This window comes from Catenulispora sp. EB89 (assembly GCF_041261445.1).
GTDB lineage: Bacteria > Actinomycetota > Actinomycetes > Streptomycetales > Catenulisporaceae > Catenulispora.
The window spans coordinates 216,150-230,351 of sequence record NZ_JBGCCU010000009.1; the positions used below are offsets into that span (position 1 = coordinate 216,150).

General features: G+C 72.2%; 11 protein-coding genes. 5 read left to right on the plus strand and 6 right to left on the minus strand.

The genetic code is table 11. The features are described from left to right. Positions 1 to 13: 13 nt before the first annotated feature. Positions 14 to 676, minus strand: a complete 663-nt coding sequence (locus tag ABH920_RS21385; RefSeq protein ID WP_370350823.1) for an NADPH-dependent F420 reductase — start codon at positions 674 to 676, stop codon at positions 14 to 16. 3 nt (positions 677 to 679) lie between these two features. Continuing rightward, positions 680 to 1,711 carry an LLM class flavin-dependent oxidoreductase gene (locus ABH920_RS21390; protein WP_370350824.1) on the minus strand — a complete coding sequence of 344 codons (1,032 nt, stop codon included), beginning with the start codon at positions 1,709 to 1,711 and terminating at the stop codon, positions 680 to 682. Positions 1,712 to 2,048: 337 nt separating this feature from the next. Here ABH920_RS21390 and ABH920_RS21395 point away from each other — a divergent pair, with 337 nt between their 5' ends. Beyond that, positions 2,049 to 2,255, plus strand: coding sequence for an SDR family oxidoreductase (locus tag ABH920_RS21395; RefSeq protein ID WP_370350825.1), 207 nt, complete (start codon positions 2,049 to 2,051; stop codon positions 2,253 to 2,255). Between the two features lie 48 nt (positions 2,256 to 2,303). Here the strand turns inward: ABH920_RS21395 and ABH920_RS21400 are convergent, their stop codons facing one another. From ABH920_RS21400 to ABH920_RS21415, 4 genes are all read right to left on the minus strand, one after another. Then, entirely contained in the window at positions 2,304 to 4,055 is a 1,752-nt protein-coding gene (locus tag ABH920_RS21400) for an ABC transporter ATP-binding protein (protein ID WP_370350826.1), read from the minus strand. After that, positions 4,052 to 5,671 carry an ABC transporter transmembrane domain-containing protein gene (locus ABH920_RS21405; RefSeq protein WP_370350827.1) on the minus strand — a complete coding sequence of 540 codons (1,620 nt, stop codon included), beginning with the start codon at positions 5,669 to 5,671 and terminating at the stop codon, positions 4,052 to 4,054. The genes ABH920_RS21400 and ABH920_RS21405 overlap by 4 nt, the downstream gene beginning before the upstream one ends. A gap of 335 nt (positions 5,672 to 6,006) precedes the next feature. Then, positions 6,007 to 6,666 (minus strand): hypothetical protein, encoded by a 660-nt coding sequence (locus ABH920_RS21410; protein ID WP_370350828.1) that lies wholly within the window; start codon positions 6,664 to 6,666, stop codon positions 6,007 to 6,009. A gap of 18 nt (positions 6,667 to 6,684) precedes the next feature. Further along, positions 6,685 to 7,083 carry a hypothetical protein gene (locus ABH920_RS21415; RefSeq protein ID WP_370350829.1) on the minus strand — a complete coding sequence of 133 codons (399 nt, stop codon included), beginning with the start codon at positions 7,081 to 7,083 and terminating at the stop codon, positions 6,685 to 6,687. A gap of 19 nt (positions 7,084 to 7,102) precedes the next feature. Between ABH920_RS21415 and ABH920_RS21420 the strand changes: the two genes are divergently transcribed. The 4 genes from ABH920_RS21420 to ABH920_RS21435 all read left to right on the plus strand — a co-directional run bounded on the left by ABH920_RS21420 (position 7,103) and on the right by ABH920_RS21435 (position 14,189). Further along, entirely contained in the window at positions 7,103 to 7,696 is a 594-nt protein-coding gene (locus ABH920_RS21420; RefSeq protein ID WP_370350830.1) for a hypothetical protein, read from the plus strand. 192 nt (positions 7,697 to 7,888) lie between these two features. Then, positions 7,889 to 8,449 carry a sigma-70 family RNA polymerase sigma factor gene (locus tag ABH920_RS21425; RefSeq protein ID WP_323747707.1) on the plus strand — a complete coding sequence of 187 codons (561 nt, stop codon included), beginning with the start codon at positions 7,889 to 7,891 and terminating at the stop codon, positions 8,447 to 8,449. Positions 8,450 to 8,475: 26 nt separating this feature from the next. After that, the gene (locus ABH920_RS21430) at positions 8,476 to 9,522 is read left to right on the plus strand and encodes a hypothetical protein (RefSeq protein WP_370350831.1); all 1,047 of its coding nucleotides are present in this window, start codon (positions 8,476 to 8,478) and stop codon (positions 9,520 to 9,522) included. Positions 9,523 to 9,530: 8 nt separating this feature from the next. Beyond that, complete coding sequence (locus ABH920_RS21435; RefSeq protein ID WP_370350832.1) at positions 9,531 to 14,189, plus strand: FtsK/SpoIIIE domain-containing protein; 4,659 nt, start codon at positions 9,531 to 9,533, stop codon at positions 14,187 to 14,189. Positions 14,190 to 14,202 lie beyond the last annotated feature (13 nt).

Consider the following 14,202-nt stretch of genomic DNA (forward strand, 5'->3'; position numbering starts at 1 on the left):
TCAGAGCACGGAATCAGAGGTCTGACACAGACGTGGAAAGTGCCGGGAAGCGCGCCAGCATCGCCTCCAGCTCGGTCGCGGCGACGTTCGCGCCGAAGGCCTCGCTGCCGGGCTGGAGGCGTACGCCTTCGGCCAGCGGCCCGGCGATGACCGGGTCGAATCCGAAGGCGTCGACGAGGTGCGCGACGGCGTCCCGGTCGCGCGGGTCGTCGGCGGCTATGGCGATGGCTTTGCGGCCGGGGGTGCCGGTGCGGCGGCCGCCCTCGTCCAGGTCGTGGTAGCCCATGTGATTGAAGGCTTTGACGACGTGCGCGTCGTGGAAGTAGGCCTGCACGAGCTGGCTGGAGGTGGTGCGGGGGTCGGTGAGGTCGGGGCGGATGCCGTCGATCTCCCACCAGTAGTTCATGGCGTCGATGACCAGCTTGTTCTGGAGGAGGTCGGCGGGGATGTCCCGGAACTTCCCCAGCGGCAGGGCCAGGATGACGATGTCGGCCTCGGCTGCGGCGGTCGCCGTGGTGACCGCTGAGGCGCCGGGCGTGAGGATTTCGACGGTCAGCGCGATCTTGGCGGGGTCTCCGGAGCCGGCGACGAGGACGCGGTAACCCGCTGCCAGTGCCAGCCGTGCGAGCACGGTTCCGACCTTGCCGGCGCCGAGGATGCCGATGGTCTGAGCCACGGATCAGCCCGCCAGCAGGTCGCGGACCATCGGCACGACCCGCGTGCCGAACAGTTCCACGGTGCGCAGCCGTGCGCTGATGGGCTGTGCGCCGTTGGTGTAGATGAGGTCGAACCGGCCCACGCCGAGGGCCTTGATGGCGTCGGCCATCTTCCGTGCGACGGTCTCCGGGGAGCCGACGTAGAGCGAGCCGTGCTCGACTTCGGCCTCGTACTCGTGCTTGCGGATCGGCGGCCAGCCGCGCAGCGCGCCGATGCGGTCGCGGATCACCTTGTAGTGCGGCCAGTGCAGCTCCCGGGCCTGCTCGTCGGTGTCGGCGATGAAGCCCGGGGAGTGCATGCCGACCGGGTGCGCGGTGGTCTCGAACTGCTCGGCGGCGCGCTGGTAGAGGTCGACGTAGGGGGCGAAGCGTGCCGGCGAGCCGCCGATGATCGCGATCATCAGGGGGAGGCCGTACTGCGCGGTGCGGACCACCGACTGCGGTGTGCCGCCGACGCCGACCCAGGTGGTGAGGCGGCCGGATTCGGTCTTGGGGTAGACGTCGGCGCCGTCCAGCGCGGGGCGCTTGGTGCCGGTCCAGGTGACCGGCTTCTCCTCCAGGAGCTTGGCGAACAGGTCGAGCTTCTCCTCGAACAGGACGTCGTAGTCGCGCAGGTCGTAGCCGAAGAGCGGGAACGACTCGGTGAAGGATCCGCGTCCGAGGATGATCTCCGCGCGGCCGTTGGAGAGGGCGTCGAGGGTCGAGAAGCGCTGGAAGACGCGGACCGGGTCGTCGGAGCTGAGGACGGTCACGCCGGAGGACAGGTGGATGCGCTCGGTGCGCGTGGCGATGCCGGCCAGGACGGTTTCCGGGCTGGAGATGGCGAACTCGGGGCGGTGGTGCTCGCCGAGGGCGATGACGTCGACGCCGATCTGGTCGGCCAGGACCGCCTCGTCGAGGACCTGGCGGATGGCGCGGGCGTCGGAGACGGGGGCGCCGGTGTCGTCTTCGGGGACGTCGCCGAAGGTGTCGAGGCCGAAGACAAGGTCAGACATGGGGACTCCTGGTCGAGATGTGGTTCTGGTGCGGTTCTTGAAGCGGCGCTGTGCGGCCTGCCTGCACACAGCTTCGGTGTGGACCAGGTGAGTCCCCATCACCCGAAGGCGGTGATATCTGCCCGCATTGGGCGCTGACAACGAACGGAGCCCGCCATGAACGCAGCCGCTGCTACAGGTATCGCCGCCACACCCGCCGAGGCCTTCAGGCGCAGCCTGGACGCCTTCCTCGCCAAGGACATGAGGGCCTGGGCGGACCTGTGTGCCGAGGATGTGCTGGTCGAGTTCCCCTTCTCGCCGGAGGGGCTGCCGTCGCGGCGGCGACGGCATCGCGGCGATGACCGTGGCCCCGGGTCTGACCAGGACACCGGCGACAGCAGTGGTGCCGCCCGAGGAATTCGCCGACGTCGCCGCACACCAGGCGCTCGACCGCCCGCTGACGCCAGAGGACACGGCCGCGGTCGTCGCGATGCTGGCGCGGGACGATGCGGCGGCGCTGACGGGGCAGACGCTGGTCGCGGATGGGGGATTGGTGCTGATGTGAGGTTGTCGGGGGCCGCGATTTCGCGGGCTGAGTCGAGGTGATGCCCCGTCATCGCACCATCGACCTCCACGTGCCCCACAGCGTCGCGTACCGGCCGTCGCGTGCGAGCAGTTCGTCGTGGGTGCCGTTTTCGACGATGGCTCCGTCCTCCATCACCAGGATGCGGTCGCAGGCCCGCGCCTGCGACAGCCGGTGTGCGACGACGAGCGCGGTGCGGCCGCGGGCCAGGGCGGTGGCGGCTTGTTCCAGGTCGCGGGCGTGGGCGCTGCCGGCTTCGGCGCTGGCTTCGTCGAGGACGACGATCGGGGGGTCGGCCAGGACTATGCGCGCCAGGGCGAGTTGCTGCGCTTGGGCGGCGTCGAGGTGGAGGCCGTCGGAGCCGATGGGGGTGTCCAGGCCGGCGGGGAGGGTGGCGGCCCAGCGTGCGCCGACGGTCGCCAGGGCGGCGCGCAGCCGGTCGTCGGTGGCGGCGGGGGCGGCCAGGGTCAGGTCGTCGCGCAGGGTGCCGGTGAAGACGTGCGCGTCCTGGGCGACCATGCCGATCCAGCGGGCCCGGCCGGTTTCGTCGAGGGCCGCGGTGTCGACGGCGTCCCGCGCGTCGCGCAGCGCGGTCGTGCCGGACGTCGGCGGCAGGAGCCCGGCGATGATCGCGGCGAGCGTCGACTTGCCCGCGCCGCTGGCGCCGACGATGGCGATGGACGTGCCCGCCGGGACGGTGAAGTCGGCGGCGTGTACGACCTCTGTCTCGCCGTCGTAGCTGTGGCGCACGCCGCGCACATCGATCGTCACCGGCCCCTCCGGCGCACGCACGGGTTCGTGCTCTGCGAAGGGCATCCGGGCGACGCCCACGATGCGAGTCAGGGCGGCACCGGCACGCTGGACGTCGTCGAACGAGTTCAACAGCGTCCCGAGCGGGTCGAACAGCCGGTGGAACAGCAGCGCGGCGGCAGCCACCGCGCCGACGGCGATGGCGTGGTCGTGCACCAGGAGTGAGCCGGTGAGCAGGATCGCTGACAGGCCGAGCGCTTCGGCGGCGTTCATCGACTTGGTCAGCCAGAGCGACAGACTCAGGGCACTGATGCCCGCCTCGGTGGCGCGCGCGGAGGCTGCGGCGACGCGGGCGGACTGCAACGGCGCCATGTCGTACGCCTCGACCGTCGCGGCTCCATGCAGGGACTCGAGAATCGCCTGCGTACGTTCTGCGGCGGCACGGCGTTCGGCGGCGTACCGTGCGCCGGCCTTCGGAAGGTAGGCACGCAGGCTGACGGCGTAGACCGGCACGACAATGACGAACGCGGCAGCGAGCCGCCAGTCGAGCGAGCCGAAGCCGACAAGCGAAACGGCGACGGTCACCGCAGCGGCGAAGACCTCGGCGAGTAGCGGCGCCGCCTCCGAGAAGATCTCCATGTCCTCCGTCACGCGCGAGGACACATCGCCGCTGCCGGCTTCGTGCACGATCGTCGCGTCCAGCGCCATGATCCGGGCAAGGATGCGTTCGCGCAGTCCGGCGGTGATGCGGGACGCCAGGACAACGATCGCACGCTGAGCCAGCGCGCTCAGGACCGCGCCACCGATCCCGGCCACGGCGAGCAACGCTATGAGCGGCAGGGCCTGGTCACGATGCCTGCTGCCGACCACGTCGACGAGCACGCCGAACAGCAGCGGGCCGCAGACCGTGGCTACGGCGGAGGTGACGGTCCAGACGGCGGTCGCGGCGCAGTCGCGGGGGTGGCGGCGGGCCATGCGGGCGATCGTGGAGAGGGCTTGGCGGCCGGTGGCTATGGGGAGCGTGGCCGTCATCGCAGGACCGCCGCAGCGTATCCGGGCTCGGACATCAGGTCGGCGTGAGTGGCGGTGATGGCGGTTCCTCGCGTGTCGATGTAGAGAACGTGGTCGCAGCGCGAGAGCAGCGGCGGCGATGTCGTGATGAGAAGCGTCGCGCCGCCTTGCGCGCGGCGGATTGTGGTGAGGCGTTCGGCGACCTGGTCTTCGGTGACGGCGTCGAGCGCGGTGAGGGGATCGGTCAGCACCAGGACGGCCGGTTCGGCAGCCAGCGCGCGGGCCAGGGCGACGCGTTGACGTTGGCCGCCGGAGAGGTTGGAACCGGCTTCGGTGAGGTGTTCGGGGAGTCCGTCGGCACTCGCCGCATGTAGCGCTGCCTGGACACGCGCCGCGTCAGTGGCCTTGCCGGTGTCGAGCGCCTCGGTCAGCGTGCGTCCGAAAAGGTGGATCTCGTGCGGGGCCAGCAGCAGCCGGCCGCGCAGGTTATAGCGCTCGCCACTCAGGATGGCCATGAGCGTTGCGGCCACTGCAGGATCCAGGGCTACCAGGCCGACCACGGATCCGGGATCGAGCCATAGCGTCAGGCCACGGAGCGGCCCTGCGAACACCCCCTCCAGGACCACAGTTCCGGTGTCCACCATCTCCCGGTGGTCGACACCATCGCGCGCCACTTCCCCGAGCAGAGGCGCTATCCGCGCCGCACTCGCCCGGGCAGCCGTCAGCTGCTGGATCCCGGACGCGATCCGGCTGACCGGGTCCCCGACGAACGAGGCCATCGCCACGACCGTGACGAACTGGCCGACGTCGATCCGTCCGTCGAACGCCATCCAGCCGGCCGCCGTCGCGAGCGCCACGGTCACCGTCGCCGTCGCGACCAGCCCGACGGCCGCGACGACTGCGTTCGCCGAGGCCGCGGCGATGTCGGCGTCCAGGCAGCGTGCGGTGGCCGCGCGGTAGCGGCGCAGTGCCTCACCGGCCCCGCCGAACGCCCGCAGCGGCGCCAGCGCCCGGACCAGCTCCGCGGCGAGCGCGGCGGCCAGCCCCGCGGCTTGCGCACGCTCGCGCAGCCGCGCCTCCAGGCGGGGGCTGATCGCGTCGATGCCGAGGATGAGCGGCGGCACGGTCAGGAGCGTGCCGAGGCCGAGCCACACATCGATGTTCAGCAGCACCGCGGCCGTGACGGCCAACCCCACGGCCCCGGACAGGACGTTCGAGCCGGCGCGCGCGGCCTGCGCGGTGGCCGTGGCATCGGAGGTGAGGATCGACGACCACTCCCCGGCACTCCGTCCGCCCCCGATGCCGCGATCGCCGAGGATGCGCGCCACCCCCTGGCTGCGCAGAACATGCGCCTCCCGCAACGCACCCCCGGCGTTGAGGTAGAACGCCAGCCCGCCGCCGGCGGACAGCACCACGAACAACGCGAAGACGCAGCCGACGGCCACCAGCGCATCGCCGAGGCGGCCACTGGCCACCGCGTCCTGCACCACCAACCCGATCGCCAGCGGCACCAACGCCTCGCACGCCTGATGCACGCACGACCCGGCGGCCGCGACCGCCAGCGACCACGACCGCCTCCGGACCACCCCGCGCAGGACCTCGCGCGCCGACGGAACACCCGCAGGGACAGCTGGCATACCGGCACCTTTCTTCAGCAGAACGGCGCCACGGTAGGGGTGGGGATTTCGGGGGCTCAAACGATTCGGAGGTGCCGAATCCTGGATCGGCGGGGAGGGGACCGTTGGCCAGAACCGCGGCGAGCGGCATGGATCAGCAGGAGATTGCGGCGCGCCGCCGCCAGCGTGAACAGGTCAATTGGCGACCAGCGCGAGAGATTTGGCGGCCGGGGCACATGGTCCGGCGACGTGAACGGTTTGGCGACTAGCGAGCAGGCGCCTCGGTGACCGCCACGCGCGCTTCATCGCCGTGCGCACCGGTCTCCGTCCCCGCCTGAAACAGCGCCAGCAGCACCTCACCCGCCGGCTCGAGCTCGTAAAACACCCGCCGCCCCGACCGGGTGCGCCGCGCGACCCCCGCCGCGACCAGCGACGTCAGCTGTTCCGACACCGTGCTCGGAGCCGAGGGCCGCCAGCAGTGACTCGGGGCCGAGCGAGGCCAGCGACCGCGCTCGTAGCAGCACCTCCTCGTCCAGTGCGGCGCGCATCTTCGGCCACAGCGGCTCCACCGCCTGATGCCAGAAGTGCTCCAGCGCGTCGGCGAGGGCGTCGATGGCCGTTGCGAAGTCGTCGCGGAACGGCACCAGAAGCTTCGGCAGCTCGTGCGGGAAGTGCCGCGCGAGCTGCGACGCGACCACCTCCGGCGGGGTGCCGCGCAGCGATGCGAGTTCCGTGGCCATCTCGGCGTGCGGCGCCTCGGGGACCGGCTCGAAGAAGTCGGGGGTCGGCCCGTGCTGCTGCCACTCCTGCAGGTGCCCGTAGATCCGCAGCGGCGCCAGCCGCCGCTCGTCCGCACGCAGCACCTTCCACGCACGCTCCGACCACGCCGTGTACGGCCACGGAGCGCGCGGCCCGAACCGCTGCACCAGCTCCAGGGCGCAGACCGACTCGGCCAGCGGGCTGGTGGTGATCCGGGTGCGGGCCAGGGTCGCCGGATCCAGGTGGATGCGGATCATGGAGCCCCTACGTTACGCCTACGGCAGATACCAGATCTGCTGCAGATTCCCCGTCACGCACGGCGAGACCGTCAGCTGCGACCCGAGCCCGGTGTCCGTCAGGCAGTCGCTCGTCATCACGTTGTGGATGTAGTACGCCCCCGACACGGTCGACGAGGCCAGCCACCACAGCTGGTTCGTCCCGGTCAGGCTGTGCCACAGCGCCACGGTCCCGGCCGACACGTTGAGGTCCATCACCGAGCTGGTGGTGAGGTTGCTCTCGAACAGCAACCCGCTGTGCCCGTTGTACGACGTGTTCACCACCGTCCAGTGCTGGTCGGTGATCCCCGGCAGGGTGTGCCACGCGACCATCGTCGCCCCGTCCGCCGTGTTCCCCTGCACCACCCCGGCCGAGCGCTGAGCGAGGTCGGTCAGCATCCCCGCCTGGTGCGAGTACGTGGGGCTCGGGGACGCGCTCGGGTGGCTCGGGGAGGGCGCGCTGGGTGCGGGCGGGTGCGCGGACGACGGCGCCGAGCTGGGCCGGGAGGACGGGGCGCGGGCCGACTGCACTGGGGAGGGGGTCGAGGACGAGGTCGGCGGCTGGGTCGGGCCGGGGCCGGAGCTCGAGCTGCTGCTCGACGACGTGGCGCTGCTCGGCGACGACGAATGCGACGAAGACGACGAAGCAGCCTTCGAAGGCGACGAACTCGACGAAGCGCTCGACGAGCTGTCGCTGAACGCCAGCGACGTCGTAGGTGTCGGCGTCGGGGTCTCCGACGACGCCGCGCCGGCCAGCGTCTGGTGCGCGGGGGTGGTGCCCGGCACCAGGATCAGGCCGATCCCGACGGCCATCAGGCTGACGCCGCTGACGGTCGCGTGGCGCTGGGTCAGGAACTTCACGTCTCCCCCTCGTCTGTCGCACCCGCGCTGCGTCCGGACACCCGGACGCCAGTGCGACACTACGTTCGCCGTTCGGCCGATCTCCGGTCAAGCCGGTGCCTCAGCATCCTTCGTCGCCGACGGAGCGGAGGCCAACGCCGGGTTTCGGTAAGGAAATTTCGCGTGAAATCTGGCTGCCGATCGTCGTCGTGAGCAGAATGTGGGCGCAAGATGATCTGTGGGTTCCTGCACGAGTCCAACGTTGTAAAGCTCAACGCCCGTTGTCGTGAATCGGTTGGATAGTCCTGAATTCGGTTAACGTATGCGGCAATAACAGGCTTCACATGTTGTCAGGGGAGTGGCTGTGCCTGACTCGGGCGTCGAGCTCAATGATCCGGAGGTGCGGGCTCTTGCCGAGGCGACCATCCGCGCTCTGCACCACCAGCACCGGACGCCGTTGCTGCAGTACGTACGACAGCTGATCCCCTATGATCCGCATCGTGCTGAGGACGTCGTGCAGGAGACCTTCCTGCGGGCCTGGTTCCTGGTCCGGACCGGCGCCGACCGGCCCGGTTCGCTGCGGCCGTGGCTGTTCACCGTGGCCCGGAACCTGGTCATCGACATGAGCCGGCGCGACCGGGCCCGGCCGGTGGAGGTCAGCGACGAGGCGAGCGTGGCGAACGTGCCGGACCTGCGCGACCTGGCCGACTCGGTGTCCCAGACCCGGCTGGTCGTCGACGCGCTGGCCGAACTGCACCCGTCCCAGCGCGAAGTACTCGTCCACGTGCACTGCCTCGGACGGACCCGGACGGAGACGGCGCGGGTGCTCGGCATACCGGCGGGCACCGTGAAGTCCCGGAACCACCACGCCGTGCGGGCGCTGCGGCGAGTGCTCACGGACTGCGGCGCGGCACAGTGCGCATGATCGGTATCCCACAGACGGATCGGCAGATGGATCTCTACACGCATCAGTACATTGCCACCGGGTCGCACACCGAGCCCTGGAACATCGCAGGGTACGTGCTCGTCGCGGCCGGCGCGGGCCTGCTCGTGTACGTGGGCTGCTCCCACGTCGCGCGCCGCTACCGGACCTGGCGGGAGAACCTGCCGGAGAAGGGGCTGACGCCGGCGGAGTTCGCCGCCGCGCTCGCCGATCCGGACGGCGCGCGCCTGCTGCGTGTCGCGGCGCCGCTGGAGCCCTACGTGGTCGAGCTCGGCGCCGAGAACGTCGTCGTCCGCCTGGCCGGCATCGACGCCCCGGCGCCGGTCGCGCCCTGGACGGCCGAGGACGACGACCGGGTCCGCTCGGCGGTACGGTCGCGCCTGCGCGACGCGGTCCAGGCCGAGGGCCATCCGTTCATCGCGGTCGGCACGCTCGGCACGGCGCTGGTGTTCATCGATCCCGCGCAGTGTCCGGGCGCGATCTCCATCCACGGGGATCAGAACGCTGCGACGGCGCTCGTGGAGCTGCTGCAGCGGCAGAGCGACCAGGCGGGGCACGACATCCGCTTCGTCTTCGGACCGGCCGACGGGGCCCAGTGGCGGTGGACGCTGGCCGCCGACGGGGAACTGGACACCGATGTGCTCGGGGTCCGCGTGCAGACGGCGCACTTGGCGACGGCCCTGAAGGCGCTGGACACGATGAACACCGCACCCGAGACGGACGCGGCGGACGGGGCCGAAAACGCCAACCAGGCCAATGTCGACAAGGCCGCCAAGCCTCACAAGCCCAACAAGGCCGCCACCAGCACCAGCACCAATCCCGCCGAACCGGTCGAAACAGAGCCCGAACAAACCGAACAAACCCCCGCCCCGAAATCACCCGCCGACCTCCTGGACCGCCTCGGCACCCTGGGCACCCCGCCCCGCCGCGGCGCCGCCCCGGAACAGACGACATCCGCGAAGGCTCTGCTCGTGGCCCGTGCCGACCCGCACGCCGACCTCGACGCGGTCAGCGCCGCCGATTCCGTCCGCGCGCAGTCAGCAGACCTGGAGTAGACCCCTCGATGCGCATAGCCCTCACCGTCCACGGCTCCCGTGACGGTTCCGACACGACGACCGACGTCGTCCTGGAGACCTCCCCGGCTTCCGAGCTGGCGGAGGCGGCGGCCCGGCTCGCGGCGCTGTCCGACGCGGCGGCCGCCGCCGACCACGTCGCCGAGTACGTCCCCACCCTCATCGAGATCGACGGTGTCAAGGCCGACCGGCGGGGCCTGCTCGGCCAGACCGGTCTGCGCGACGGGTCCCGCGTCGTCCTCGACGGCGCGGTCGCCGGGGTGGCGCTGGAGGACTACGGCCTGACCCCGCGTCAGGCGCTGCTGGAGATCCGCGCCGTCGGCGGTGCCGGCGTCGGCCGCACCTGGCGCCTGGGCCTGGGCAGCCACTTCGCCGGTTCGGGCACGGACTGCACCGTGCGCTGGGAGGGGTTCCCCGCCGAACACACCGCCCGGCTCACGGTCCGCCCCGACGGCTCGGTGCTGGTCGCAGAGTTCGACGACGTCGAGACCGGCGCCGGTTCCGGGGCCGACGCCGGCCCCCTGGAACCCGCCGCGCGTCCGATCCGGGTGGTCACGCCGCCCGCCACCGAACCGGACACCGCGAAGCTCACCGACCGGAAGGCACAGCGGCGAGCGGCGAAGGAAGCGGCGAAGATCGCGGCCAAGGAAGCGCGCCTCGAACCGCCGAAGCCGAAGCGGGAGGACTCGCAGCCCGGGCAGTTCACCGTCCGCGTCAACGAGGACTTCGAACTCGCCGGCACCGTCCTGCGCGTGTCGCCCCCGGCCCTGGCCGACGCCGACGTCCGCCGCTCCGAGCGCGGTCTGGGCCTGGACTACAACCGCCCGCCGCGCATCATGCCGCCGCTGGCCGTCAGCCGGTTCCGGATGCCGTCCCTGCCGAACCCCCAGAGCAGGCGCCCCTTCACCGTGATCACCATGCTGGCCCCGATGGTCATGGGCTTCTCCATGGTGTTCCTCTTCCACTCCTACTACTACCTCGCCTTCACTCTGTTCAGCCCGATCTTCGCGATCACGAACCTGATGAGCGACCGCCGCACCGGCCGCAAGTCGCACCGGATCGCCATGATCGAGTTCCGCCGGACCAAGGCCCTGCGCGAAACCGAGATCACCGCGGCCGTCGAGGCCGAACGCGTCCTGCGCAACCAGGCCGCGCCCGATCCGGCGACGCTCGGGCTGATCGCGGTCGGGCCCGGAACCCGGCTGTGGGAGCGGCGCCGGGCCGACGGCGACCACCTGACCGTGCGGGTCGGCACCGCCGACGTGCCGGCCCTGGTCGTGGTCGACGAGCCAGGTACCAGCCACCTCCAGCCGGGCCCGGACTGGCGGGTGCCGGCCGCGCCGGTGTCCTTGGACCTGGCCGGGGTCGGGGTCACCGGCGTGGCCGGACCGCTGACCGCCGTCCGGGACCTGGCCCGCTGGATGGTGATCCAGGCCGGGGTGCTGCAAAGCCCGCGCGACGTCCAGATCCATCTGCTCACCGACGTCGAGACCGAACCGGACTGGGACTGGCTGCGCTGGCTGCCGCACGCGCGCTTCCCGGAGCACCACGGGTCCCTGGTCCGGGTCGGCAACGACCCGGAGACCGTGGCCAACCGGGTCGCCGAGCTCGGCTCCGTGGTCAACGCCCGGATCCAGGCCCGCGGCTCGGCCATCACCTCGGTCATGTTCGCCGAGCCGGACGTGCTGGTGATCGTGGACGGCGCGCGCCGGCTGCGCGAGGTCCCCGGCATGGTGCAGATCCTCAAGGACGGCCCCGCCGTCCGGGTCTTCTTCGTCTGCCTGGACCAGCGCGAGGGGCTGCTGCCCGAGGAGTGCGCCGCCGTCGTGGCGCTGGAGGACGGCGCGCGGCCCGGCGGGTACTACGCGACCGTGCGCCAGCGCGGTTCGGTGCCGGTGCCGGACGTGCGGGTCGACGGGGTCGGCGCCGTGTGGTGCGACACCGTCGCCCGCGCCGTCGCGCCGATCCGGGATGTCACCTCCGAGGACCGCGGCATGCTGCCGGACTCGGTGGCGCTGCTGGACCTGCTCGGGCTGGAGCCGCCGGACGCGGACCGGATCGTCGCCGGCTGGGAGCGCCGGCCGGCCTCGACCGCGTTCATCCTCGGCGCCGGCTACGACGGCCCGGCGGTGTTCGACCTGGTCACCGACGGTCCGCACGCGCTGATCGGCGGTACCACCGGCTCCGGCAAGTCCGAGCTGCTGCAGGCCATGGTGGCCGCGCTGGCCACCGCGAACCGCCCGGACGAGCTGGTCTTCGTGCTCGTCGACTACAAGGGCGGCAGCGCCTTCCGGGACTGCGTCCGGCTGCCGCACACCCTGGGCATGGTCACCGACCTCGACGACCACCTCGTCGACCGGGCCCTGACCTCGCTCGGCGCGGAGCTGCGGCGCCGCGAGCAGGTCCTGGCCGCCGCCGGGGCCAAGGACCACCCGGAGTACCAGGCGATGCGCGCCCGGGACCCGGAGCTGGCGCCGCTGCCGCGCCTGGTCATCGTGGTCGACGAGTTCGCCACCCTGGCCCGCGAGGTCCCGGACTTCGTCCACGGCGTGGTCAGCATCTCCCAGCGCGGCCGGTCGCTCGGCCTGCACCTGGTGCTCGCCACGCAGCGGCCGGCCGGCGCGGTCACCGCGGACATCCGGGCCAACACGAACCTGCGCGTCTCGCTGCGCATGACCGACGCCACCGAGAGCCGCGACGTCATCGACACCACCGACGCGGCCGGCATCTCGGCCGCCACGCCGGGGCGCGCGCTGGCCCGGCTCGGGCACCAGATGGTCGTGCCGTTCCAGACCGGGTACGCCGGCGCGGCGCGGCCGGTCGACTTCGGCGCGGACGCCGCGGACGACGCGCCGCCGCCGCTCTCGGCCGCGGCCGCGATGCCCTGGCAGCGGCTGGGCCGGCGGCTGCCGCCGACCGCGCTGGCCGCCGGCGCCGGTCCGGTCGGGACGGTCGCCGAGGTCGGTCCGACCGACTTGTCAGAGCTCGTCGACGCCATCGGCGAGGCAGCCCGGCTGGCCGGCTGCGAGCCGGGCCCGAGTCCGTGGCTGGCGCCGCTGCCGGCCAAGCTGCTGCTGGAGGACCTGCCGCAGATCCGTCCGCTCGGCGCCGCGCGCCACGGCACCCGCCTGATCCCGGTCTCCTACGCGCTGGACGACCTGCCGGCCCGGCAGGCCCAGGCGCCGCTGGTGTTCAACCCGGACCGCGACGGACACCTCTACTTCGTCGGCTCGGCGCGCTCCGGCCGGACCCAGGCGCTGCGGACGCTGGCCGGCGCGCTGGCCCGGACGGTGTCCACGGCCGACGTGCACATGTACGGGATCGACGCCGGCGGCGGCGCGCTGACCGTCCTGGAATCGCTCCCGCACTGCGGCGCCGTGGTGCAGCGCGCCGACCGGGAGCGGATCGAGCGGCTGCTGGCCCGGCTGGTCGCGGAGCTGACCCGCCGCCAGGACCTGCTGACCGTGCACAACGCGGCGAACCTGGCCGAGCTGCGCGAGACGCTGCCGCCCGGCGAGGTCCGCCCGGCGCACATCGTGGTGTTCGTGGACAGCTGGGAGGCGCTGAACACGGCGATCGGCGAGTTCGACAACGGCCGCCTGGTCGAGATGGTCTCCCAGCTCATCCGGGAGGGTGCGGCGGCCGGCCTGCACATGATCATCTCCGGGGACCGCGCGCTGCTCAACGGCAAGCTCGCCGCGCTGAACGAGGACAAGTTCCTGCTGCGGATGAACGACCGCTCGGACTACATGCTGATCGGCATGAGCCACGCCGACCTGCCCACGGTGGTGCCGCCGGGCCGGGGCTGGCGCTCCGACGAGTGCACCGAGTCGCAGATCGCGCTGCTGGCGCCCGACCCGTCCGGAGCGGCGCAGGCCGAGGCGCTGCGCCGGATCGGCGAGACGGCCCGCGAGCGGGACAAGGACGTGTCCAAGGCGGCGCGCCCGTACCCGATCGCCTCGCTGCCGACGTCACTGACCTTCGCACAGGCCTGGGAGCGGATGCCGGTCGAGCCGCCGCGGCCGCTGTGGGCGCTGCTCGGGCTCAGCGGCGACGACATCGCCCCGCGCGGCGTGGACCTGGCGGCGCGCGGCGCCGTCGTGCTCGGCCCGGCCGGCACCGGGCGCAGCACCGTGCTGGCCACGATGGCGGTCTCGCTGCTGGCCGGCGGCACCGGACTGGTGGTGATCACGCCCCGGGACTCGCCGCTGCGCCGGCTGGCGGGCCAGCCCCGGGTCAAGGTGATCAGCACCCCGCAGCTCAGCGGCCCGGAGATCACCGAGGCGCTGGCCGAGGTCGGCACGCCGGCGGCGATCCTGATCGACGACACCGACCTGCTCCTGCACACCCCGGCCGACAACACCCTGCGCGACCTCATCGCCACCGGCCGGGACCAGGGCATCGGGATGGTCGCGGCCGGATCGCCGGAGACGTTCGTGCAGGCGGTCATCGGCTGGGTGGCGGAGCTGCGCCGTTCGCGCACCGGAGTGCTGCTGGCGCCGCAGAGCCTGGCCGAGGGCGACTGCATCGGGGTGCGGCTGCCGCAGGACCTGGTGCGCCGGCCCGCACGGTTCGGCCGCGGGCTGACCGGAGACGCGGCGACGGGGAACGTGCTGTCGCTGCTGATCCCGCATACCGAGTTGAAATGACGAAGGTGAAGGA